Raw genomic sequence first — 25,159 nt, 5'->3', positions numbered from 1 at the left:
GCGATCATGACCGAGTCCACCGCGAGCCGTGACGTGCGGATCGCGCGCTGGGTGGCGATCGTCGCCGGTCTGCTGGGCTTCGTGCTGTCGGTCGCGACGCCGCTGTTGCCGGTGGTGCAGACGACGGCCACCTTAGAATGGCCGCAACGTCAAGACGGCCAGAGCCAGGTCAATGACGTGACCGCACCGCTGATCTCGTTGACCCCGGTGTCGATGACCGCGACGGTGCCATGCGATGTGGTCCGCTCGCTGCCACCGTCGGGGGGCATGGTGTTCGGCACCGCACCCAGCGACGGTAAGCAGGCCGCCCTGCAGTCGCTGTTCGTCGACGTGTCCGCCGAGCGGGTCGACATCACCGACCGCAACGTGGTGGTGGCCAGCGTGCCGCGCGCACAGGTGGTTGGCGGCGGAACGTCGCCAGGATGTTCCAGCATCGAGATCACGTCATCGGAAGAGGGCACGTACGCGACGTTCGTCGGGCTGACCGACACCGACGGCTCCGAACTGCGCAGCGGGTTCGCCGACCCGAACCTGCGCCCCCAGATCGTCGGCATCTTCACCGAGTTGACCGGCCCCGCACCGCCCGGCCTTTCGGTGTCGGCCACCATCGACACCCGGTTCTCGTCGAAGCCGACACCTTTGAAGCTGACCGCGATGGTGCTGGCGATTCTCAGCACCGTGCTCGCGCTGCTGGCGCTGTGGCGGCTGGACCGCATCGACGGGCGACGCATGCACCGGCTGATCCCCCAGCGGTGGCGCACGTTCACCGCCACCGACGCCACCGTCATCGGCGGGTTTGCGCTGTGGCATGTCATCGGCGCCAACTCGTCGGACGACGGCTACATCCTCGGCATGGCCCGCGTCGCCGGGCACGCCGGATACATGTCGAACTACTTCCGGTGGTTCGGCAGCCCCGAAGATCCGTTCGGCTGGTACTACAACCTGCTGGCGATGATGACCAGCGTCAGCGACGCCAGCATCTGGATCCGGTTGCCGGATCTGGTGTGCGGAATCATCTGCTGGCTCCTGCTGTCTCGTGAAGTGCTGCCCCGGCTGGGCCCCGCGGTCGCGGCCAGCAAGCCCGCGCTGTGGGCGGCCGGCCTGGTACTGCTGGCAGCGTGGATGCCGTTCAACAACGGCCTGCGCCCGGAGGGCCAGATCGCCACCGGCGCGCTGATCACCTACGTGCTGATCGAGCGGGCCATCGTCTCGGGTCGGCTGACACCGGCCGCGTTGGCGACGCTGACCGCGGCGTTCACGCTCGGCATCCAGCCGACCGGGCTGATCGCGGTCGCCGCGCTGCTCGCCGGCGGCCGACCGATCCTGCGAATCCTGGTGCGGCGACGCCGCTTTGTCGGCACCTGGCCGCTGGTGGCGCCGATGCTGGCCGCGGGCACCGTCATCCTGGCTTTCGTCTTCTTCGACCAGACGTTCGCGACCGTGCTCGAGGCGACCAGAATCCGTACGGACGTCGGGCCGAACCAGGAGTGGTACACCGAGAACCTGCGCTACTACTACCTGATCCTGCCGACGGTGGACGGATCGCTGTCGCGGCGGTTCGGGTTCCTGATCACCGCGCTGTGCCTGTTCGCGTCGATGTTCATCATGATGCGGCGCAAGCGGATTCCCGGTGTGGCGCGGGGTCCGGCGTGGCGGTTGATGGGTGTCATCTTGGGCACCATTTTCTTCCTGATGTTCACCCCGACCAAGTGGGTGCACCACTTCGGGCTGTTCGCGGCGGTCGGCGCCGCGATGGCGGCGCTGGCGACAGTCCTGGTGTCGCCGGCGGTGCTGCGCTGGTCACGTAACCGGATGGCGTTTCTGGCCGCGGTGTTCTTCCTGCTGGCGTTGTGTTTCGCCACCACCAACGGCTGGTGGTACGTGTCGAGTTTCGGGGTGCCGTTCAACAACGACATGCCCGAGATCGGCGGTGTCACCGTCAGCGCCATATTCTTCGTGCTGTTCGCCATCACCGCGCTCTACGCCTTGTTGCTGCACTTCGGGTCTCGTGATCGCGGTGAAGGCCGGATCGGGCGGGCGCTGACCGCCGCGCCCATCCCCGTCACCGCCGGGTTCATGGTGGTGGTGTTCGTCGGTTCGATGCTGGTGGGCGCGATCCGCCAGTACCCCACCTACTCCAACGCGTGGGCGAACCTGCGCGCCTTCGCCGGTGGCTGCGGGCTGGCCGACGACGTGCTGGTCGAACCCGATCCCAACGAGAGCTTTTTGACCCCGCTGCCGGGCGATTACGGCGCGCTGGGACCGCTGGGCGGTGTCGACCCGGTCGGCTTCACGCCCGATGGGGTGCCGGAAAAGATTGTCGCCGAAGCGATCCGGATGAACCTGCCGATGCCCGGTACGGACTACGACTGGGACCGGCCCACCGAACTCGACACCCCGGGCATCAACGGGTCGACGGTGCCGCTGCCGTACCAGCTCGACCCGGCGCGGGTGCCGCTGGCCGGTAGTTACACCACCGGGCCGCAACAGGAAAGCCTGTTGACGTCGGCGTGGTACGCGCTGCCGGCGCCCGACGACGCGCACCCGTTGGTCGTCGTCACCGCCGCGGGCACCATCACCGGAGACAGCGTGTTCAACGGCCGCACCGAGGGCCAGACCGTCGAACTCGAGTACGCCTTGCCCGGCCCGGACGGGACGCCCATGCCCGCGGGCCGACTGCTGCCCTACGACCTCGGGCCCATCCCGTCATGGCGCAATCTGCGGTTCCCCCGCTCCGAAATTCCGGCCGATGCGGTCGCGGTACGCGTTGTGGCCGATGATGATTCGTTGACGCGCGGCGACTGGGTGGCGGTCACCCCGCCACGGGTACCTGAGCTGCGGTCGGTTCAGGAGTACGTCGGATCCGAGCAGCCGGTGCTGATGGACTGGGCGGTGGGCCTGGCGTTCCCGTGCCAGCAGCCGATGCTGCACGCCAACGGGGTCACCGAGATTCCCAAGTTCCGAATCACGCCGGACTACAACGCCAAACGTAAAGACACCGACACCTGGCAGGACGGTCTCAGCGGTGGGCTGCTGGGCATCACCGATCTGCTGCTGCGCGCGCATGTGATGGCCACCTACCTGTCGCAGGACTGGGGCCGCGACTGGGGTTCACTGCGCAAGTACGAGCTCACCCCCGACGCGCAGGGAGCGCAGCCGGCCGAACTCGAGTTCGGCACCACCACCCACAGCGGGCTGTACTCCCCCGGCCACATCCGGATCAAGCCGTAGGTGCGCGCCCCCCTTTTCTCGCGCGAGCGCGCGTGTCCGAGGGCGACACGCCGGTATTTCGCCGGAGTTTGCGCACGCTCGTCGTGATCTAGCCTGGGGCCGTGGATCGACTACGGCTCGGCGGCGCGGCGCTCACCCGGGTCATCGAGTGGCAGGTTGACCACCTTCCCACGGCGGTGTTCCCGCACACCCCCGCCGAGGCGTGGCAAGAGCACGCCGATGAGTTCTCGCCGGCGTTCTGGACCGACACCGGGTGGCGTATCACCATGCAGGTGTGGGTGATCGAGGTCGACGGGCTCACCGTGCTCATCGACACCGGCGCGGGCAACGGCAAGTCCCGGCCGCGGATGGCCGTGCTGGACAATCTTCAAACCGACTTCCTACGGACGCTTTCGGCCGCGGGGTTCGATCCCGCCGACATCGACGTGGTCGTCAACACCCATCTGCACTTCGACCACGTCGGCTGGAACACCATGCGCGACGGCCAGACCTGGGTGCCGACCTTCCCCAATGCCCGTTACCTGATGCCGGCGGCCGACTATCGGCACTTCGCGCCCGACGGGCCGGTGCAGACGTCGACGCCGCACACCGAAGACGAGCAGTCGGCTCAGGATCATGTCCGAATAGTGTTCGCGGACAGCGTTTCTCCCGTCGAGGATCAGATCGAGCTGTGGTCCGAGGACCACCAGATCAGCGAGTCGGTGTGGCTGCGCCCCGCGCCGGGACACACCCCGGGGTCGTCGGTGGTGTGGCTGGACGCCGGCAACCCCGCGGTGTTCGTCGGGGACCTGACCCACTGCCCTATCCAACTCGCCCGGCCCGGTGATCCCTGTGCGTGGGACGAGGATTTCGAGGCGGCGGCCATGACGCGCCGACGGATCCTCACCGAAGCGTCCCGGCGTCGCGCGGCGGTCGTTCCCGCGCACTATCCGGGGCACGGCGGTGTGACGGTCGTTGCGCGCGGGGACGCGTTCATGGTCGACGACTGGCTCGAGTTTTCACCGATCTGAGACGCCGCTGTGACGAGCGTGCGCAAACTCCCGCGAAAGCTCGGCGTGTCGCCCTCTGACACGCACGCTCGCAGCAAGAAGGTGAGAGGTTAAATCGGGGTCAGGCCGTGCTTGCGCTGCACGCGGTTGATCTGCTTGTCGCGCAACAGGTTCAGCGACCTGCGCAGAAGCAGCCGGGTCTCGTGCGGCTGGATCACCCCGTCGATGTAACCGCGCTCGGCCGCGATCCACGGGGTGGCCATGTTCAGGTTGTAGCCCTCGATGAAGTCGGCCCGGATCTTCTGCACCTCCGGTGCGGTGGGGTCCGGGAACCGCTTCACCAACAGCTGCGCGGCACCCTCGGCGCCGATCACCGCGATCCGGGCCGTCGGCCACGCGAAGTTCAGGTCGGCGGAGAGCTGCTTGGAGCCCATCACCGCGTACGCGCCACCGTAGGACTTGCGGATCGTGATCGTCACCTTCGGCACATCGGCCTCGACGACGGCGTTGAGGAAACGTCCGCCGCGCTTGATGATACCGCCCTTCTCCTGCTCGACACCGGGCATGAAGCCGGGGGTGTCCACCACGAAAACCAGTGGCAGGTTGTAGGAGTCGCAGAACCGGATGAAGCGGGCCGCCTTGTCGGAAGCTTCGTTGTCGATCGAGCCGGACAGATACATCGGCTGGTTGGCGATCACCCCGACCGGACGCCCGTCGACACGGGCGAACGCGGTGATGATCGCCGGGCCCTGCTGCTCTGCGACATCGAACACGTCGCCGTCGTCGAAGATCCGCAACAGGATCTCGTGCATGTCGTAGGCCATGTTGTCGCTGTCCGGCACGATCGAGTCGAGTTCGTAATCGTGCGGAGTGATCTCGGGTTCCAGACCCGGGTTGACGATCGGTGCGTCGTCAAAGGTGTTGGCGGGCAGGAAGCTCAGGTAGTCGCGGACGTATTGGAACGCCGCGGCCTCGTCCTCGACGACTTGGTGGATGTTGCCGTAGCGGGCCTGCGCGTCGGCACCACCGAGTTCGTCGAGCGATACGTCCTCCCCGGTGACGTCCTTGATCACGTCCGGCCCGGTGACGAACATGTAGCCCTGATCGCGCACCGCCACCACGAGGTCGGTCTGGATCGGTGAATACACCGCTCCCCCAGCGCATTTACCGAGGATGATGGACACCTCGGGCACCAGGCCCCGCAGCAGCTCGTGGCGGCGACCCAGCTCGGCGTACCACGCCAGCGAGGTCACCGCGTCCTGGATCCGGGCCCCTGCGGAGTCGTTGATGCCGATGATCGGACAGCCGACCATCGCCACCCACTCCATCAGCTTGGCGACTTTGCGGCCGAACATCTCCCCGACCGAGCCCTGAAAGACCGTCTGGTCGTGGCTGAACACCCCGACCGGCCTGCCGTTGATCCGGCCGTGTCCGGTCACCACACCGTCGCCGAACAGCGCGTCGGGATCACCGGGAGTCTTCGCCAAGGCGCCGATCTCAAGGAAGCTGCCCGGGTCCAGCAGCGCATGGATGCGGTCGCGGGCGCTGGGAATGCCCTTCTTCGCGCGCTTGGCGACTGCCTTCTCACCGCCGGGCTCCTTGGCCTGCTCCAGCTTTTCGCGCAGCTCGGCCAACAGTTCAGCGGTGGTCTTGGAGCGGGTGGGCGGGAGAGATTCCGTGGTCACTTCGCCTGCTTCTCCTCAGACTCGATACGGCTGATCGCTTCGCTCATATGGGCGCCGACCTTCGCAATGTACGGCTCGTCGATCGCCTGGATGTGTTCACCCCCGATGGGCACGACCTCCAGGTCGGAGACGAACTCGCCCCACCCGCCGTCGGGTTTGCGCGTCGCGTAGCGCGGCTCGAAATAGATCGCGTCGTCGTGGTAGCGGTCGGCCATGTACAGGGTGACCTTGCCGTCATAGGGCTTGATCTCGGCGGTGTCGATCGCCCGCTGGTCCAGGTACGACGTGCGCTGGTGCTCGATGATGCCGCCCGGGATCTGCACGCCGCTCTGGCTCACCACGTCGAGCACGAACTGCACCTGGCCCTCGTCGTCGAGCTTTTCGAGCTCCTCGTACGGGATCTCGGGAACTTCGACGTTGAACGTGCGCTCGGCGAAGCGGGCGTAGCGGTCCCAGCGGGCCCGGGTCTCTTCCTGCGTCTGCGGGATCTCCTCGCCCGGGCGCACCGCGTCGATCAGCCCGACGAAGCCGACGTTGGCGCCGGCCTGCTTGAGTCCGATCGCGCACGCATAGGCGAGCACCCCGCCCAGCGACCAGCCGGCGAGGATGAACGGTTTGTCGCCGTTGAGCTCCAACAGCTTCGGCACATATTCGCGGGCGCGCTCCTCGATCGAGCCCTCCACCCGCTCGATGCCGTACATCGGGGTGTCCGTCGGCAGGCGTTTCAGCAGCGGCTCGTAGACCACCGTCGATCCGCCCGCGGCATGGAACACGTACACCGGGATGCGGTCCGACCCTTCCTGCGGTGCGCGCAGCGTCCGCACGAAGCCGTCGATCTTGCCGCCTTCGAGGTACTCGCGGACCGTCGTGGCCAGTTCCTCGATGGTCTTGGCGGCGCGCACGTCGTCGACGGTGACGGTGCCCTCGTCGACCCGTTCGGTCAGCCGCTCGGCGATCTTGGCCGCGGTGGCGTCGTCGATCGTGGGCAGATCGTTGAAGATGCCGCCCGGCGACTTTCCGGTGATGATGGCCCAGGTCGCGAACGTGACGCGCTCGGCGGCATCGCGCGGCGGCACGTCGGAGCCCAACGCCTCGGTGACCGCTTCCTGGGTCAGCACTTTGGACGCGGCGGCCACCGTCGACTTCGACGGCCCGTCAGCCTGGGGTCCGCTGGGATCCGTCGGCGGCGGCGGAATCGGCGGACCGCTCGGATCGGTCGGCGGCGCGGGGATGTCGGACTCCGTGGCCGTGCCCGCGCTGGTGAGCGGGGATTCACCGGTTCGCTCGGCCAGCACCTGCTCGAGTTCGGCGACGGTGGACGCGCCACCCATCAGCTCGGCCTGCTCGGCCGCGATCTCCTCGGGGGTCTTGGTCTTCTGGTGTTCGGCGAGCTGGTCGACCTCGTCGCGGTGCTCGATCGCGTACTCGATCAGCTTCTCGACCGCGTACAGGTTGGCGTCGCGCACCGCGGTCAGCTGGATCGGCGGCAGGTCGAAGTCGTATTCGACGCGGTTCTTGATCCGCACCGCCATCAGGGAGTCCAGGCCGAGCTCGATCAGCGGAACCTCCCACGGCAGGTCCTCGGGCTCGTAACCCATTGCGCCGCCGACGATCGCGCCCAGCCGGTCATGAATGGTCTCCCCGGAGTCCGGTGACCACTTGGCGAAGCCCGCGGCCAGCCCCGCGCCCGCAGTCAAATTGTCCTGCAAGATCTCCGCAGAGTCTTCCTCGGGACCATCGGCAGGAGCAGCTGAAACCTGTTCGGCCACCGTCGAACCCGTGGCCACCGCGATCGGCAACGCGCCTGCCGCACCATCGCGGCTCACCACCGCGTCGTATACCAGCGTGAACGACTCGTCGATGCGTGAGTGCACCTGCACGGCCGCGCCGCCGGGATGACGGGTCAGCGTGGTAACCAGCCGCGCGCCTTCGCCGGGCACCGCGCGCTGCTCGGATGCGACCAGCTTGGCATCCGGGAGCACCTGTGCGGCAGCGGCTTTCACCAGCGCCGCCAAATCCGGTTCACCCTTGGGTGCAAACTCCCAGACATGGCGCCCGTCGGGCATGGCGACATGGTTGCCGGGCATCATCATCGAGCTGTCACCGGTGAACCGCGCCTCCAGCCAGTGCGGCTTGCGGCGGAACCGGGTCGGCGGGATGTTGGCGTACTCGACCCCGGTGGACCGCCGGGGAAACAGGGTCCGGAAGTCCAGGTCGTGCCCATGCACGTACAGCTGCGCCATCGCCGAGATCATTGAGTCGACTTCGTCCTGCTTGCGCGCCAACGTCGCGATCAGCTGTGCGTCGTGCAGGCCTGCAGCGGCCGTGGTGAGGCCAACCTGCATGAGCGCCACCGGGTTCGGGGCCAGCTCGAGGAACGTGGTGTGGCCGTTGTCGACGGCGTTGCGCACGCCGTGGGTGAAGTAGACGCTGTGCCGCAGCCCCTTCTTCCAGTAGTCCACGTCGTGGATCGTCTCGCCGGGGCGGATGTAGTTGCCCTCGTGCACGGTCGAGAAGTATCCGATCTTGATCGGATGGGCTTCGATCCCGATCAGTTCGGCGGCCAGTTCACCGAGCAGCGGGTCCATCTGCGAGGTGTGGCTGGCGCCCTTGGTCTGGAACTTGCGGGCGAACTTACCCTCGGACTCGGCGCGGGCGATGATCGCGTCCACCTGTTCGGGCGGTCCGCCGATGACGGTCTGGGTGGGCGCGGCGTAAACGCACACCTCGAGGTCGTTGAAGTCGGCGAACACCGTCTCGATCTCCTCGGGCGAATACTCGACCAAGGCCATCAACCGGATCCACTCGCCGAACAGCATCGCCTCGCCCTCGCCCATCAGATGCGAGCGTGAGCAGATGGTGCGGGTGGCGTCCTCCAGCGACAAACCGCCCGCGAAGTAGGCCGCGGCCGCCTCACCTAGCGACTGACCCACCACCGCAGCGGGTTTCGCGCCATGGTGGCGCAGCAGCTCACCGAGTGCGATCTGGATCCCGAAGATGGTGATCTGCGTGGTCTCGATGCCGTAGTCCTGCGCGTCGTCGAGGATCAGCTCGACGATCGAATAGCCGCGCTCGTCCTGCACATGCGCGTCGACCTTGTTGATCCACTCGGCGAAGACGTCGTTACGCAGGTACAGGCTCTTGGCCATCTTGCGGTGCTGCGCACCGAATCCCGCCAGCACCCACACCGGCCCGTTGGTGACCGGGCCGTCGGCGCTGTACACGTTCGGGTTCTGCTTGCCCTCGGCGACGGCCCGCAGCCCCTTGATGGCTTCATCGTGGTCGTGGGCCAGCACCACGGCGCGCGAGCGGCCGTGGTTGCGACGCGACAGCGCCCGCCCGATCGACTCCAGCGACGACGCGCGACCTTCCGGGCTGTCGATCCAGTCGGCCAGCTCAGCAGCGGTGGCCTTCTTGCGTGACGTCAAAAATCCCGAAACCGCAAGCGGTACAACCGGTGTCGGCTGTTCACCGGACTCCAGCTCCTCGCGAGCCACCGCCAGCAGCCGCAGCGCCTCTTCGGTCAGCCCCGGCAGTTCCGGTTCGTCCTCGGCCACGTGCGCCGGGCGATCCAAACCGTCGTCATCGTCGTCAGAGATGAACTCGCCGTACTCGTCCATCCGCACGCCGCCCACGTAGACCGCCTCGGCCTCCGACGCCGCCGGCTTCTCGGGTTCGGGCTCCGGCTTCGGTTCGGGCTCGACCAGATCGGACGGCAACACCTCGCGCAGCACCAGATGCGCGTTGGCGCCGCCGAAACCGAACCCGGACACGCCGGTGATGGCGTGCCCGCTGTAGCGCGGCCAGTCGGTGACGGTGTCGGCCACCTTCAGGTGCACGCCGTCGAAGTCGATGTACGGGTTAGGCCCGGCGTAGTTGATCGACGGGGGGATCTTGTCGTTACGCAGCGCCATCGCCATCTTCGCGAGGCTGGCCGCGCCCGCCGCCGATTCCAGGTGGCCCACATTGGATTTCACTGCGCCCAGCAGCGCCGGCTTATCAGCTGCGCGTCCCCTGCCGACGACACGTCCCAGCGCGTCGGCCTCGATCGGGTCGCCCAGGATGGTGCCGGTGCCGTGCGCCTCGACGTAGTCGACGACGCGCGGGTCGATTCCGGCGTCCTTGTACGCCTTGCGCAACACCTCGGCCTGCGCGTCGGGGTTGGGCGCGAGCAGCCCGTTGGACCGGCCGTCGTGGTTGACCGCGCTGCCGGCGATGACGGCGATGATGTCGTCCCCGTCGCGGCGCGCATCGCCGAGACGTTTGAGCACCAGCATGCCGCCGCCCTCGGAGCGGGCGTAGCCGTCGGCGTCGGCGGAGAAGGACTTGATCCGCCCGTCCGGCGCCAGCACGCCGCCGACCTCGTCGAAGCCGACGGTGACCAGCGGCGTGATCAGCGCGTTGACCCCGCCGACGATCGCGACGTCGGCCTCACCGGACCGCAGCGCCTGCACACCCTGGTGGGCGGCCACCAGCGAGCTCGAGCACGCCGTGTCGATGGCGACCGACGGGCCGCGGAAGTCGTAGAAGTAGGACACCCGGTTGGCGATGATCGAACTGGCCGTGCCGGTGATCGCGTACGGGTGCGCGATCGACGGATCAGACATCGCCAGGAAGCTGTAGTCGTTCAGCGAGCTGCCGATGTAGACGCCGACGCTCTCCCCGCGCAGGCTCGACGCCGGGATGCGGGCGTGTTCCAATGCCTCCCAGGTCAATTCGAGCGCCATCCGCTGCTGCGGATCGATGTTGTCGGCCTCCATCTTCGACAGCGCGAAGAACTCGGAGTCAAAACCCTTGATATCGGACAGGTATCCGCCGCGGGTGCGCGCCTTGGCGACCCGTTCGGCGATGCGCGGTTCGCCGAGGAACTCCTCCCAGCGGCCCTCGGGCAGATCGGTGATCGCGTCGCGCCCTTCCAGCAGCGCCTGCCACGTCTGCTCCGCGGTGTTCATATCGCCGGGAAAGCGGGTGGCGATGCCCACGATGGCGATGTTGGCGGTGTCTTCGTCGACATCGCGGGTCCAGTCCTCGGCCCCGGCGACGTCGGCGTCTTCGAGTTCCGGTTCGCCCTCGATGATCACGGTCGCCAACGACTCGATGGTCGGATGCCGGAACGCGACCGTGGCGGTCAGCGTGACGCCGGTGAGGTCCTCGATGTCGCTGGCCATCGCGACCGCGTCGCGCGAGGACAGGCCCAACTCCACCATCGCGGTGGAGTCGTTGATCTGGTCGGCGGACTGTCCGGTGGCGTTGGCGATCCAGTTGCGCAGCCAGGCGCGCATCTCGGCGACGGTCATGTCGGTTCTCGGAGCCGCGTCAGCGGCGACATCGGACCGGGGCGCGGTCTCCGAATTTTCGGTCGCCAGCTGGATCTCGGGTGCCGCGGCGGAGTCCGCGTGCTGGGAATCGTCTTGTGTATCAGCCATTTCAGCGAAGTATCACCGTCAGTCGGTTTCGTCGGGGAAGGCGTTGGCGATCTTGCCGCTGCGCAGGCTACCGTCCAGATAGGCGGCGCGGCAGGCGCGTCGGCCGATCTTGCCGCTGGACGTGCGCGGAATCGCGCCCGCCGCGGTCAGCAGCACGTCGCGCACCGTGACACCGTGGCGCACGGCGATCGCAGCGCGGATGTCGTCGGCGATCGGGCCCATGTCGAGCTTGTGCGCTCCCGGCGCCCGCTCACCGACGATCACAAGCTGTTCGGAGGTGTCGCTGGGATCGCGTTTGAGCCCGGCGTGTGAGTCCGCGAAAACCTCGGCCGGCAACTGGTTGGCCGGAACCGAGAACGCCGCGACGAATCCGGTGCGCAGCGCCTTGGTCGCTTCCTGCGCCGAGTACTCGAGGTCCTGCGGGTAGTGGTTGCGGCCGTCGATGATCACCAGATCCTTGGTGCGCCCGGTGATGTAGAGCTCGCCGTCGTGGTAGGCACCCAGGTCACCGGTGCGCACCCAGGTCGCGTCGTCGGAGGCGCCCTCGGCGTGCGACGGGTTGGTGCGCGACTTCAGGATGTTCTGGAAGGTGGCCAACGTCTCCTCGGGCTTACCCCAGTACCCGGTGCCCATGTTCTGGCCGCTGATCCAGACCTCGCCGATCTGCCCGTCGGGCAGTTCGGTCGCGGTGTCGTTGTCGACGATGACGGCCCACTCGGCCAGCCCGATCTTGCCCGCGCCGGCCTGCGCCACCGCCTTCGGCGAGTCCTCGGGAACCTCCACGAAGCGGTGGTTGTTCAGCTCGTCGCGGTCGACGTAGACGATCGACGGTTCGGCGTCCATCGGTGTGGTCGACACGAACAGCGTCGCCTCGGCCAGCCCGTAGGACGGTTTGATGGCCTGCGGCTGAAATCCGAAGGGGCCGAAAGCCTCGTTGAACCGGCGCACGGTGGCCGCCGAGATCGGCTCGCTGCCGTTGAGGATGCACTTGACGTTGGACAGGTCCAGCGGCGGCTCACCGTCTTTGGGCACGCCGCGCGCCGCAGCGTGGTCGAACGCGAAGTTCGGCGCCACCGAGATGGTGCCCCCGGTGTCGTCTTCCTTACGGGCCAGCTCACGGATCCACCGACCGGGCCTGCGCACGAACGCCGCGGGCGTCATGAACGTGATGTAGTGGCCGATCATCGGCGACAGCAGCACGGTGATCAGGCCCATGTCATGGAAGAACGGCAACCAGGACACGCCCCGGTCGCCTTCCTGACCGTCGAGCGCCTCAATCACCTGCACCACGTTGGTGGCCAGGTTCAGGTGGGTGATCTGCACCCCGGTCGGGATGCGCGTCGAACCGGAGGTGTACTGCAGGTAGGCGATGGTGTCGTGTTGGACGTCGACCGGCTCCCAGGTGGCACCGACTTCGTCGGGCACCGCGTCGACGGCGATGACACGGGGACGTTCCTTGGCCGGCCGGCTGCGGAAGAACTTACGCACCCCTTCGGCGGCCTCGGTCGTGGTCAGGATGGCCGAGGGGTGGCAGTCGTCGAGCACGGCGTGCAGGCGCCCGACGTGGCCTGGCTCGCCCGGATCGAACAGCGGAACCGCGATGCGCCCGGAGTAGAGCGTGCCGAAGAACGCGACCAGGTACTCGAGGTTCTGCGGGCACAGGATCGCGACCCGGTCGCCGGGTTCGGTGACCTGCTGCAGGCGCGCGCCCACCGCGCGGTTTCGGATGCCGAAGTCCGCCCAGTGCAGATCGCGTGCGACGCCGTCGCGCTCGGTGGAGAAGTCCAGGAACCGGTAGGCGACCTTGTCCCCACGCACCTTCGCCCACCGTTCGACGTGCTTGACCAAGCTGCCGTTGTCCGGGAACTTGATCAGTCCGTCTTTGATGAACGGATTGTGGAAGGCCATCTCATACTCCTGTCAAGAACCACTCGCGTCAGCGCCGGTGATCGCGCATCCTGCGCAACCCCAAACCCCCAGATCGTAGCCGGTGTAAGACCCGCACCAGGTGGGGCGCTCTGAGCTGCGTTGTTCGGGCGCGCCGACGCCCGCTGGTCTTAGCTATTTCTTAATGTTAGGTGACCGCAGGTCACTCGCCAAATCCCTTCGGTCACAGGTCAGCCATGTTTCGGGCGCGGAGCGTTATCGATCAGTTCCCGTGCCCAATTGAGGGTCCAGGCGGTGGCCGAAGCCCCGTTGACATTCCAGAACTCGGGCGTGGCGTACATGGCGTGGATCGGTTGGCCGGCCCCTCCGCTGAGCACTTCCAGCGTCTTGGGCAGTTGGGTGATGTTGAACGCCGATTCGGGCGCCGAACAGATCAGATCGCCGCGCGCACAGATCTCGTAGGTGCGGTCGTTGAGCAGTCCGAAGCCGCCCGGCCGCGGCCCGGTCATATCCAGGCCGAACTCATCCAACAGCGGGATCTCGTCGAGCGTGATCTCGGCGCCGACGCCCGGCGGGGTGGGGCCGACGTCCTTGCCGACGCCGGTCTGGCGGCGGCCGTCGGCGATCAGCGTCACCCCGAGCACGAGGTCCTCGTCGACCGGTCCGCGGCCGTTGCCGATATCGCTGGCGATGTCACCGGCGATCACCGCACCCTGCGAGAATCCGATCAGCACGTAGCTGGTCAGCGGGCAGCGTTCGTTCATGTCGGTCATGGCCTTGACCGTGTTGTGGTAGCCCTCGGCGCGGCTGTCGTTGTAGGACATCTGGTTGTCTGATGAGAACGGGTTGCTGAACTGCGCCGTGTACGGAACGGTGTACACCTCGAGGCGGTCCTGACCGAACTCCGCACGGATCGGGTTGGTGGCGTTGAGCAGCAACGCGATGGGGAACTGCGCGGGGTTGTGCGGATCCATCTGCGGTGACGATTCCCACGTGCCGGGCACCGAGATCAGCTGCACATCCGGGCAGCTGGCGTCCTGGAACTCCGGGCGCGGCTTCCTGGGCGGCACCACGACGCCGGGAGGCGCCGTGGTGGGCGGCACGGCACCTGGACGCGTGTCGGGTGTGCGCTGCCACACCCACACCAGGGTCGCGACCAACACCACCACCAGCGCTACCGCCCCAGCTGCGGTGAGCGCGAGGATGCGATGGCGTTTCCGCCGATTGGTCTTGGCCATGGATGCTCGGGTCTTCCGTTAGCAGAGTCGTTGGGTCGCGATGCGAATGTAGTCGGCAGTCGCTGCGTCGACATCCGCCGCCGACGGTGGGTTGGCAGAAAGCTGGTCGTCGTCGGCGTCGCTGCGCACCAGCGGATGGACGATGTCCCACACCGCCTCCTCGCCGTGCTTGGCCGCGCGCGCCTGACATACGTAGGAGCCGATGTTCAACGCCATCAGGTCACTCGACGGCGTCACGCCCGCCGCAGCAAGCGCGTCGAGGTAGCTCCGCTGGCGGTCGGTGACGACGAGCGCGTTGGATTCACCGCCCGAGGCGGGTGGGCCCGGCGGCGTGGCGCCGCCGTGGCCGTGCACCGCCTCGGTCTCGGCGGTGGGTTCTTTGATCGCGATCTCCTCGTCGCCCGCGCATCCGCTCAGCAACAGGGTCGCGGAGGCCACCAGTAGCGACGGCAGCGTCACCGCCGCCCTTCTGAGTCCCGCTTGCACGCCTCTAAGGTACCGGCTGAGTCTGTGCGAACCGCCCAGCGCGGCAACGCTTGAGTTACTTGATCGTGGTGACCAATTCGCCCTTCATCGCGGCCAGCTGAGCACTCCAGTTGCCCCAGTCGTGATTGCCGGAGGTCGGGAAGTCGAAGTGCCCGTTTTTACCGCCGACACCGCGATAGTGCTGGTAGAACTCGCGGTTGGTGCCCTGGGCGATATCGCAGTAGCCGATCATCGCGGCCGGATCGGTGCATCCACCGGCGGGTGGGCTGAACACCCATAGCCGGGTGTTGTTGTCGGCGAGCAACTGCACGTGCACGTTGGGCGAATGCCACTTCCACCGGCCCAACTGTGGCAAACCCCACATGTTGCGGGTTTCCACACCGCCGTACTGCGCCAGGCCCGCTGTGATCGCGCCGTCGACCCCGGTGCGCTCCGGGGTCAAAAAGCCCGACAGCGAACCGGCGAAACGGTAGCGGTCCGGGTGAAACGTCGCCATCGCCATCGCGCCGTAGCCGCCCTGCGCGGCGCCGACGATGCCGTGGCCGCCGGGTGCGAGGCCCTTGTTGGCGGCCAGCCAGTTCGGCAGCTCATCGGCCAGGAACGTCTCCCACTGCTTGCTGCCGTCCAGCTCCCAGTTGGTGTACATGCTCCACGCGCCGCCTGCCGGGGCCACCACCGAGATGCCCTGACCCGCGAGGGTGTTCATCGCGTTGCCTGCCGTCACCCAGTTGCTGACGTCGGGCGCGGCGTTGAAGGCATCGAGCAGCACGACGGCGTGCGGGCCGCCTGCCAAGAACGAGACCGGGATGTCGCGGCCCATCGCCGGTGACGGCACCATCAACATCTCGACGGCCTTGGCGTCGGGCGCCATGGACGTGCCTGCCGACCACAGGCCCAGCGTCAGCGCCAGCGTCAGGAGTCCTCGGATCAAACCACGCATCAACTACGCCACCTCACGTTCGTCTGATGTCCCCGCGCGAGGTAGTCAATCACACCAGCACCCGGGAACCGCCCGAAATGGCTGACGGCGGCGACCCGCAGAGGATCGCCGCCGTCAACTACGTGTCGCGGATCAGCCGGTTAGCTGCCGTCCTCCGACGTCACCGAGGCCTCCGTGGCGATCGGAGTGGTCGGCTGCGGGGTGGCACCCAGCACGCGCTGGATATCCGGCTTCATCTGCTGCAGCTGCTGACCCCAGTACTCCCAGCTGTGGGTACCGGATTGCGGGAAGTTGAACACACCGTTCTTACCGCCGGCAGCGAGGTACTCCTCCTGGAACGTCTCGTTGGTCCGCAAGGTGAACTTCTCCAGGAACTCCGCGTTGAAGTTGTCACCGGCCAACCGGCCGTTGATCTCGGCAGGCTTGCCGTTGCCGCAGAACACCCAGATCCGGGTGTTGTTGGCGACCAGCCGGTCGATGTTGACCATCGGGTCGTTGCGCTCCCACGCGTTGTTGGGGTCTTCGGTGCGGCCCCACATGTCGTTGGCGTCATAGCCGCCGGCATCGCCCATCGACATGTTGACCAGCATCGGCCACCAGCCCTCGGACAGGTTCAAGAAGCCCGAGAGGGATCCGGCGTACTGGAACTGCTGCGGGTAGTAGATCGCCAGCGTCAGCGCGGCCGAGCCCGCCATCGACAGGCCCACCGCCGCGTTGCGATTGGGGTTCACGCCCTTGTTGGCGGCCAGGTAGGCAGGCAGTTCCTGGGTGAGGAACGTCTCCCACTTGTAGGTCGAGCAGCCGTTGTCGCCGCAGGCCGGGCTGTACCAGTCGCTGTAGAAGCTGGACTGGCCGCCGACGGGCATGATCACCGCGAGGCCGGAGTCCAGATACCACTCGAAGGCGGCGGTCTCGATGTCCCAGCCGTTGAAGTCGTCGCGGGCGCGAAGCCCGTCCAGAAGATAGACCCCTGGTGCGTCGGGGCCGCCGTTTTGGAACTGCACCTTGATGTCGCGTCCCATCCCCGCGGATGGCACCATCAGGTACTCGACCGGCAGACCCGGACGAGAGAAGGCCTCCGCGGTCGCCGAGCCTCCAGCGAGGCTGACGAACCCGGGCAGCACGGCTGCTGCGAGGGCCGCAACCGTGAGCCGGCGCGGCAGCGTTCTCGCCGCACGCCGGATCTTGCCAACAAACTTCATGCTTGATCTATCCCATCTGTCGTATGCCGCACGCGGATGCTGCCCCCAGACCGTGCCGCGTTGCTCGTGCAGTCAACCACAACTTGCTGTGATCCTTCTATTTCGCAGGTATCGTGCCTGGTCACTCCTTAACCGTTGAGGGTCGCGATCAGGTCTGGTTTGAGCGTTTGCAGCTGCTCACCCCAGTACGGCCAGGCGTGATTCCCGGCCGGCGGGAACACAAAAGTCGCGTTGGTGCCCCCGGCGGCCCGATAGGCTTTTTCGAAGTCTTTGTTGCTCTTCAACGCCATGGATTCCAGGCTGTGGGCGGTGAACACCTGGTTGGGGTCGACGTTCGCGTCCAGCGGGGTGATGCCGCCTGGCGCGCAGTAGATCCACAGCCTGGTGCCGTTGACGACCAGCATGCCGACCTGCACGGTCGGGTCGTTACGCCGCCACGCCGAATCCCACGGCGCGCCCCACATGTTGTCGACGTTGTAGCCGCCCGCATCGAGCATCGCCACCCGGATGGCCGGTTGCATGAACGGCGCCGACGGGTTGAGGAAGCCGGACAACGATGCGGCGTAACGGAATTGAGCCGGGTGGTAGGCGGCGAGGATTAGCGCCGCGCTGCCCGACATGGACAACCCGACCACGCCGTTGCCGGTGGTCGAGATCTGCTTGTTGGCGGCCAGCCACTGCGGCAGCTCACCGGTCAGAAACGTCTCCCATTTATAGGTGTAGGGCTGATTGTTGAAGCTCGACGGGGAGTACCAGTCGCTGTAGAAGCTGGACTGGCCGCCCACGGGCAGCACCGCGGCGATTCCGGACTCGTGAAACCACTCGAACGCTGGGGTTTCGATATCCCAGCCGTTGTAGTCATCGCGGGCTCGCAGGCCGTCCAGCAGGTACACCGCGTGCGGGCCTCCGGGCTGAAACTGGACCCGTACGTTGCGCCCCATCGACGTCGAGTACACGTCGAGGTATTCGACGGGCAGCCCTTCCCGCGAGAACGCGTCGGCGCGGGGCGCCGGGCCCGCCGCCACCGTGAGAGCGGGCAGCGCGACGACGGCCGCCGTGGTCGCCAGCGCGCGGCGAAGCCAGGTTCGCACAGGTCCTACCATCCGTTCGTGTGTCCGGCGCCGCGTGAAAGGCGGTCCGCGACAGGTCTATCGCCGCGATAGGGCTGCGGCGTTACCGAATGTCGAGGCCTCGTCGCCGGTCAGGGCCCCGCTGCCGGCATGCCGGTGTACGGGGACATCGTGTATTCGGGGATCTCCAGACCACAGCGGATCAGCTCGTAGAGCGGCACCCGGTCGATGCGGTACTGGGTGAACTCGTAGGCGTGCACCAGGTTGGACAGGAACCGCCGCGGTCCCATCGGTCCGCGCACCGAGTTCAGCATCGCGTCGGTCGCAGGACATTTCAGCGCCGCCTCGGCCTGGGCCACCCATTTCTCGTCGAGGTAGGACGGGATGTAGGGCTCGGTCTTCAGGAACGGACCTTCGGCCACCGCCCAATCCGGGAAGAGGTTCTTGTCGTGGCCGATGCGGCCGTCCTCGAGCCGGTCGGAGTGCGCGGCCAGCGGATTCGCCAGGCCGATCTGGTCGATCACCCGCACGTCGAGGCCGACGTTCATGCCGAGCATGCCCAGGTTGGTGAAAAAGACTGTGTGCGGTCCGTTTTGGTTCTTCACCTCGGACGGGGCGTCCGGGGGCGGCGGGATCGCCGGCACCACGTCCCACTGGTCGTAGTTGCCGGCAGGCAGCAGCAGCGCGCCGTCGGGTGTGTTGTTGATCGCCCGAAGCGCCGCGCGCATGCGCGGATAGTCGAGATAGTCGGCCGCGGTCAGCGGGTGCGCATGTCCGGTGGCCTGGCTGTAGAACCGCCGCTCGTCGACGATGCCGGAGTAGGTCACCCGGGTGGCGTCGGCGCCCATACCGCTGGAGTTGGCCGCCCACAACGCCCAGCCCGCGACCGCCAGCCAGAGCACGCTGGTGGCTCCGACAAACAGATACCCCGCGCCGCGCGCCATTCGGGTGGTGTCGGGCAGCACGATCGGGATCACCGCGATCGGCAGCAGCATGCAGAACATGGGTGTCAGCAGGACCCGACCGTGCATGAAGTCGCCGCCCTGGCGGATCCAGTACAACGCCTGCAGCAGCCCGCTGACGATGAAGAAGATCACCACCGCGGCGGGGCTCTGCACCATCCGCGCCACCCACCCGTAGCCGGGTGCGACGGCACGGTGTGTCCACCAGGGCCGGCCGCGGGTCACCAGCACCACCGCCGCCAACCCGGCCAGCAGGATCGCAGGCGCCCACAGCAGGTAGGGCTGGTTGAAGTTGGCCAGGTAGGTAAAGCCCTGGGCCCATTTCGATCCGGACGCTTCCTTGGCCACCGCGGTGCCCGGGAAGATCAGCGCGTAGTAACCCATCCGGAAGATCTGGTAGAGCACCGGGAGCAGGCCGCCGGCGAGCACGATCAGCCCGCGTCGGCGCCAGTCGCGGGCGGCGATCAGCATCATCACCAGCGCGCCGCCGCCGATCAGCGCCAGCTCGGGCCGCACCAGCACGCTCAGCCCAGCCACGAAAGCCAGTGCGCCGTCGAAGAACCCGCTGACCGCGTGCCGCTGCTGCGGGCCTGCGCCTGCCGTGCCGACCGGGTGCCTGCGGATGCTCGGCGTCCCGTCCCACGGTGGAGGTCTTTGCGCGGGCCGGTTGGAGTGGAATGCCTGCGACCAGCAGACCATCATCCACCACAGCAGCCCCAGATAGGCCAGGACCAAACCGTTTTCGAGTCCCGAGGTGGCGAAGTCGCGCGCGGGCGGGACCGCGATGTAGACGAGCACACCGGCGGGCAGCATCAACGCGCGTCGACCCTGCAGGCTCGGCGCGTACAGCCGACCGGCGCCCAGCATCGCCAGCACGACACCGGCCACGCTGAGCGTGAGCGCCAGCGCGAGCACCACGTACTCCAACCGCACCGGCCCGCCGATGACACTGCCGACATAGACCAGATAGGTCCACAGGGTGGACGTGTTGGCCTCGACCCGCTCGCCGGCGTTGAACACCGGACCGTTGCCCGCCAACAGGTTTCGCACGGTGCGCAACACGATCAGGCCGTCGTCGGCGATCCAGCGGCGCTGCCACGCGGCCCAGGTGAACAGGGCCGCGACCACGACCACGCTGGCCCACAGGCTGATCCGGACGGTCTTGTCGTAGGCAAACCGCGGGCCGCGCACCACCAGGTGCGCGGCTGTCAGGGTGAGCTGGTCAACTGAGGAAGACTGCGGCACCGAGGGTTCCGATCCACGTGACGGCCAGCAGCTGCAGCACCCGGTCCTTCAGCGCGATCTCCTCCGGCTCACCGGCAAGGCCGCCGTCGACGTCGACGGCATATCGCAGTATCGCGATCGTGAAGGGGATCATCGACACGACGAACCACGATGTCCCGCCCGAGCCGTCCCGCTCGAAGGCCCACAGCCCGTAGCACAACACCAGCGCGGTCGCCGACAAGGTCCACACGAACCGCAGGTAGGAACTGGTGTAGCTCTCCAGCGACTTGCGGATCTTGGCGCCGGTGCGTTCGGCCAGCTGAAGTTCGGCGTACCGTTTGCCGGCCGCCATGAACAGCGAGCCGAACGCCATCATCAACAAGAACCATTGCGACAGCGGGACATCGGCGGCGACACCGCCGGCGATGGCGCGGATGAGAAATCCTGAGGAAACGATGCAGATGTCGATGACCGGCTGGTGTTTGAGACCGAAGCAGTAGGCCAGCTGGATGCCGATGTAGATCGCCATGACCAACGCCAGGTTCGGCGTCACCAGCCACGACACCGCCAGCGAGCCCGCACCCAGCACCACGGCGAGGGTGTAGGCCAGCCATTCGGGCACCACGCCCGCCGCGATCGGCCGGAACCGCTTGGTCGGATGCGCGCGGTCGGCTTCGACGTCACGGGCGTCGTTGACGAGGTAGACCGCCGAGGCGGCCAGGCTGAAGACCGCGAACGCCAGCAGAACCCGGACCAGCACCTCGCGATAGTCGTAGACGTAGCGGTCGTCACCGAGCGCGGCCAGCGGCGCGGCGAAGACCAGGACGTTCTTCACCCACTGGCGGGGGCGGATGGCCTTGACGATGCCGGTTGCGACGTTGCGCGGTGGACCCTTGCCCGACGTGGGATCTTCGCGGTACTGCGGTGCCCCCGCTGCGCTTTCCTTCGAGATGCTCATCGGTCCCCTTCTCTCCGGTCGGCGACCGTACTGACCGCTTTCGCGACGGCCGCCCCGACGGCGACGCCGGTGAGGACGTCGGTGGGGTAATGCACGCCGAGAACCAACCGGGACAGTGCCATCGGCGGCACCAGAAGCGCAGCCAGCGGCAGGCCGGTGGCCCGCGCCAGCAGCAGCGCGGCCGCGGTGGTGGACGTCGCGTGTGCCGACGGGAAGCTCAGCCGGCTCGGCGTTGTGACGTTGACCGCGATCGACGGATGGTGTGGGCGTTCGCGGCGCACCACCCGCTTGATCAGCACCGCTGCCGCATGTGCGAAAAACGCACCGGCGCCCGCGGCCAACCAGGCGTGACGACGGTTCGGCGAGAGCAACGCACCCAGCGCCGCGACGGCCAGCCAGCCCAGGCTGTGTTCACCGAAATGGCTCAGCGCCCGTGCACCGGGCAGCACACCGGGCCGCCCGGCCAGTGCGTGCTGGACGGCGACCAGCGCGGCTTCTTCGCCGCGGACCGAGTCAGGCATGCGGTGATGCCTCGAGCAGCACCGACTCCCACTTCTGCTTGCTGGAGAGCACCGGCAGGGCTTCGCGGTAGACCTTGCGCATCCGGTTGAACGTGCGGGCGACCCGAAGTTGCCGCCGCAGCGAGGAACGAAGCAGGCTGAACATCTTCTCGCGGTCACGCTGGCGGTACACCACACCGCGGCCGTCGGCGGTGGTGACGGTGACGCCGTCGACCACACACAGTGTGAACCACCTGGCGTCCTGCGTGGCCACGTTGAACTGCGGGCGGTGGTGGTGCTGCGGATCGTGCGGCTTGAGTTGGTGAATCACCCCGCGGCTCAGCCGCGTCGAGATGGACAGCGGGTTGGTGGGGATCTTCACCTTCTTGCGCGCCTTGTCCGAAGGCGGCGGCAGCGCGGTGGCACCGGGGAGCACCACCGCATCGGGGAACTGCTGGCGCATCTTGCGCACCTCGGGCAGCGCGGACTCCAGGATCGAAAAGAGGTGTTCGGGTCCGGCCAGAAAGTCGTCCATCGCCTTGTTCTGGATCGCGACGGTCGAATACTCAAGGCACAAAAGGTGTTTGAGGGTGGCCTTCAGGTGGCTGGCCATCAGACCGCGGATGTTGCCGTCCCAGTGCAGGGCTGCGACCACCAGGCGGTTGCGCAGGTGGAAGTACGCCTGCCAGTCGATGGCGTCGTCCTTGTCGCTCCAGGCCATGTGCCAGATCGCTGCACCGGGCAGGGTCACGGTGCCGTATCCGTGCTCGGCGGCGCGCAACCCGTAGTCGGCGTCGTCCCACTTGATGAACAGCGGCAGCGGCTGACCGAGTTCCTCGGCGACCTGCCGCGGGATCATGCACATCCACCAACCGTTGTAGTCGACGTCGATGCGTCGGTGCAGCAGCTTGCTACGGGGCTCGTCTTCATCGGCGAGCGGGTACTTCGCGAAGTTGTGGTCGTATTCGGTGTTGAGCGCGTTGGTCCACATGAAGTTCTGCTGGGCCACCATCTCACCCATCACGTGCAGATGGGAGGGCTCCTGCAGGTTGAGCATCTGACCGCCGACGAGGGTGGGTGCCTTGGCGAACCGGCTCATCGCCAACGCCCGCAGGATCGAGTCGGGCTCGATGCGAATGTCATCGTCCATGAACAGGATCTGTTCGCAGTCGGTGTTTTTCAGCGCTTCGTACATCACCCGGCTGTAGCCGCCGGATCCGCCGAGGTTCGGCTGGTTGTGCACTGACAGCCGGTCGCCGAGCGCGGCGGCGGCCGCCGCAAACCCCGGATGGTCCTTGGCCTTTTGGGTGCCCTGATCGGACACGATCACCGCGCCCACCACCTCGTCCACCAAAGGATCTGCGGTCAGGGCGGCCAACGCGTTGACGCAGTCGGCGGGCCGGTTGAACGTCGGAATGCCGACCGCGATGTTGGCCCGCACCGGCGCGGGCGACGTCGCGTACCAACCGGCGCTGTGCAGCGTGGTGTTGCTGTCGGTGGCGATGTCGAACCAGATCCAGCCGCCGTCCTCGAACGGCGAAATGTCGATCTCGAACTCGACCGAGGCGTGCTCGCCGCTGACCGGTGCCCCGCCCACGGTGATCCGCGCGCCGGTGGCCTTGGAGCGGTACACGTCGACGCGCCCGCTGCCGGTCAGCTCGACGCGCAGCACCACGGTGTCCAGCGTCGACCAGCGCCGCCAGTAACTGGCGGGAAACGCGTTGAAGTACGTCGCGAACGACACCTCGGATTCGGCGCCGATCTCGAGGCTGGTGCGCGTCGGCGCGTGGGCACGACGGGTGTTGGTGCTCGATTCCTCTATATAGAGCTTGCGAACGTCGTGCGGTTCGCCCGGGCGCGGCGAGATGATGCGCGCCAGCAGGCTGACGGCCTTGGACTCTCCGGCGTCGAGCGCCCCGGACGGGATGTCACTCATGCGCTGCTGCTTTCTGTGCCGTTGCTCAGTGGGGCGCCGTCGGTCAGGTGCGGCGCCAGGATGTTGTCGTACATGCTCAACGCGCTGGCGATGGCCATGTGCATGTCGAGGTACTGATAGGTGCCCAGCCGGCCACCGAACAGCACCTTCGCCGACGCCGTTTCGGCTCTCGCCCTGGCCCGGTATCCGGCCAGCATGTCACGGTCGGCCTCGGTGTTGATCGGATAGTAGGGCTCGTCGTTGTCATCGGCGAAGCGAGAGAACTCCCGCATGATGACGGTCTTGTCGGACGGATAGCTGCGCTCGGGGTGGAAGTGGCGGAACTCGTGAATACGCGTGTAGGGCACCTCGAGGTCGTTGTAGTTCATCACCGGCGTGCCTTGGAAATCCCCGGTGGGCAGCACCTCGAGCTCGAAATCGAGGGTGCGCCAGCCCAACCGGCCCTCGGCGTAGTCGAAGTAGCGGTCCAGCGGGCCGGTGTAGACGACCGGGGCCGACGGCGACTCGTTGCGCAGCTGGTCACGGACGTCGAACCAGTCGGTGTCGAGGCGCACCTCGATGCGGTCATCGGCGGCCATGTTCTGCAGCCACGCGGTGTAGCCGTCGACCGGCAGGCCTTCGTAGGTGTCGTTGAAGTACCGGTTGTCGAAGGTGTACCGCACGGGCAGCCGGGTGATGTTGGAAGCGGGTAGCTCCTTGGGGTCGGTTTGCCACTGTTTGGCGGTGTATCCCTTGACGAACGCCTCGTAGAGCGGACGCCCGATCAGCGAGATCGCTTTCTCCTCCAGGTTCTGGGCGTCCTCGGTGCTGATCTCGGCGGCCTGCTCCTTGATCAGTGCACGGGCCTCATCGGGTGAGAAATAGCGGCCGAAGAACTGCGACACCAGGCCCAGGCCCATCGGGAACTGGTAGGCCTGTCCGTTGTGCATGGCGAAGACGCGGTGCTGGTATCCGGTGAAGTCGGTGAACTGGCGCACGTAGTCCCACACCCGCTTGTTGGAGGTGTGGAACAGGTGGGCGCCGTAGCGGTGCACTTCGATACCGGTCTGCGGGTCGGGCTCGGAGTAGGCGTTACCCCCGATGTGCGGCCGACGCTCGAGAACCAGGACGCGCTGGTTCAGCTGCGTAGCCGCGCGCTCGGCAATCGTCAGGCCGAAAAATCCGGAACCGACGACAAAGAGGTCATAACGGGCTCCGGACGGTGGGTGCGCTGGGCCCCCGCGCGAAGCGCCGGGGACGACCGGGGGAACAGAGGTGGTCATCGGCAGCAAGGGTATCCGAACACGCGTACCCCGCCCGAATCCGACAAGCCTGCGGCGGGCGGCCGAAGGTTGCGATCGGCTCACGATTACGCATCGTCACTTTTGCCTCATTAGTCACACCAGTAACGTCGTTCACGTCGGTCCTCCGCCGACAGTGCGAGAC

15 protein-coding genes are annotated in these 25,159 nt (G+C 67.1%); 2 read left to right on the top strand and 13 right to left on the bottom strand.

Annotated elements, in window-relative coordinates:
* Positions 1 to 6: 6 nt before the first annotated feature.
* The gene (locus ABQE44_RS13170; RefSeq protein WP_448430164.1) at positions 7 to 3,231 is read left to right on the top strand and encodes an arabinosyltransferase domain-containing protein; all 3,225 of its coding nucleotides are present in this window, start codon (positions 7 to 9) and stop codon (positions 3,229 to 3,231) included.
* Between the two features lie 101 nt (positions 3,232 to 3,332).
* The gene (locus ABQE44_RS13165) at positions 3,333 to 4,241 is read left to right on the top strand and encodes an MBL fold metallo-hydrolase (protein WP_448430162.1); all 909 of its coding nucleotides are present in this window, start codon (positions 3,333 to 3,335) and stop codon (positions 4,239 to 4,241) included.
* Between the two features lie 89 nt (positions 4,242 to 4,330).
* Here ABQE44_RS13165 and ABQE44_RS13160 read toward each other — a convergent pair whose 3' ends face one another.
* The 13 genes from ABQE44_RS13160 to glf all read right to left on the bottom strand — a co-directional run bounded on the left by ABQE44_RS13160 (position 4,331) and on the right by glf (position 24,996).
* The gene (locus ABQE44_RS13160; RefSeq protein ID WP_448430160.1) at positions 4,331 to 5,905 is read right to left on the bottom strand and encodes an acyl-CoA carboxylase subunit beta; all 1,575 of its coding nucleotides are present in this window, start codon (positions 5,903 to 5,905) and stop codon (positions 4,331 to 4,333) included.
* Complete coding sequence (gene pks13 / locus ABQE44_RS13155) at positions 5,902 to 11,331, bottom strand: polyketide synthase Pks13 (RefSeq protein ID WP_448391779.1); 5,430 nt, start codon at positions 11,329 to 11,331, stop codon at positions 5,902 to 5,904. Before pks13 ends, ABQE44_RS13160 begins: the two co-directional genes overlap by 4 nt.
* Before the next feature lie 18 nt (positions 11,332 to 11,349).
* The gene (gene fadD32 / locus ABQE44_RS13150) at positions 11,350 to 13,239 is read right to left on the bottom strand and encodes a long-chain-fatty-acid--AMP ligase FadD32 (RefSeq protein WP_448391778.1); all 1,890 of its coding nucleotides are present in this window, start codon (positions 13,237 to 13,239) and stop codon (positions 11,350 to 11,352) included.
* Positions 13,240 to 13,448: 209 nt separating this feature from the next.
* On the bottom strand, positions 13,449 to 14,456 hold the full coding sequence (culp6, locus tag ABQE44_RS13145) for a carboxylesterase Culp6 (RefSeq protein WP_448391777.1): 1,008 nt from the start codon (positions 14,454 to 14,456) through the stop codon (positions 13,449 to 13,451).
* An 18-nt stretch (positions 14,457 to 14,474) separates the two neighbouring features.
* Complete coding sequence (locus tag ABQE44_RS13140) at positions 14,475 to 14,942, bottom strand: DUF732 domain-containing protein (protein WP_448391776.1); 468 nt, start codon at positions 14,940 to 14,942, stop codon at positions 14,475 to 14,477.
* Between the two features lie 55 nt (positions 14,943 to 14,997).
* Complete coding sequence (locus ABQE44_RS13135; protein WP_448391775.1) at positions 14,998 to 15,882, bottom strand: alpha/beta hydrolase-fold protein; 885 nt, start codon at positions 15,880 to 15,882, stop codon at positions 14,998 to 15,000.
* A 140-nt stretch (positions 15,883 to 16,022) separates the two neighbouring features.
* Positions 16,023 to 17,084 carry an esterase family protein gene (locus ABQE44_RS13130; RefSeq protein ID WP_448391774.1) on the bottom strand — a complete coding sequence of 354 codons (1,062 nt, stop codon included), beginning with the start codon at positions 17,082 to 17,084 and terminating at the stop codon, positions 16,023 to 16,025.
* A 128-nt stretch (positions 17,085 to 17,212) separates the two neighbouring features.
* A complete protein-coding gene (locus ABQE44_RS13125) occupies positions 17,213 to 18,187 on the bottom strand; it encodes an alpha/beta hydrolase (protein ID WP_448430158.1) in 975 nt (324 codons plus the stop codon).
* Between the two features lie 98 nt (positions 18,188 to 18,285).
* Positions 18,286 to 20,361, bottom strand: coding sequence for a terminal beta-(1->2)-arabinofuranosyltransferase (gene zomB / locus ABQE44_RS13120; protein WP_448430156.1), 2,076 nt, complete (start codon positions 20,359 to 20,361; stop codon positions 18,286 to 18,288).
* Positions 20,339 to 21,298: a decaprenyl-phosphate phosphoribosyltransferase gene (locus ABQE44_RS13115; RefSeq protein ID WP_448391771.1), complete on the bottom strand. Its 960-nt coding sequence runs from the start codon at positions 21,296 to 21,298 to the stop codon at positions 20,339 to 20,341. The genes zomB and ABQE44_RS13115 overlap by 23 nt, the downstream gene beginning before the upstream one ends.
* Positions 21,295 to 21,819 carry a phosphatase PAP2 family protein gene (locus ABQE44_RS13110; protein ID WP_448391770.1) on the bottom strand — a complete coding sequence of 175 codons (525 nt, stop codon included), beginning with the start codon at positions 21,817 to 21,819 and terminating at the stop codon, positions 21,295 to 21,297. The genes ABQE44_RS13115 and ABQE44_RS13110 overlap by 4 nt, the downstream gene beginning before the upstream one ends.
* The gene (locus ABQE44_RS13105; protein ID WP_448391769.1) at positions 21,812 to 23,734 is read right to left on the bottom strand and encodes a glycosyltransferase; all 1,923 of its coding nucleotides are present in this window, start codon (positions 23,732 to 23,734) and stop codon (positions 21,812 to 21,814) included. Before ABQE44_RS13105 ends, ABQE44_RS13110 begins: the two co-directional genes overlap by 8 nt.
* Positions 23,731 to 24,996, bottom strand: a complete 1,266-nt coding sequence (gene glf / locus ABQE44_RS13100; RefSeq protein ID WP_448391768.1) for a UDP-galactopyranose mutase — start codon at positions 24,994 to 24,996, stop codon at positions 23,731 to 23,733. Before glf ends, ABQE44_RS13105 begins: the two co-directional genes overlap by 4 nt.
* Positions 24,997 to 25,159 lie beyond the last annotated feature (163 nt).

This window comes from Mycolicibacterium sp. XJ2546, assembly GCF_053483195.1.
The sequence above is the reverse complement of the archived record's forward strand: the minus strand, read 5'-3'. Positions and strand labels throughout refer to the sequence as shown.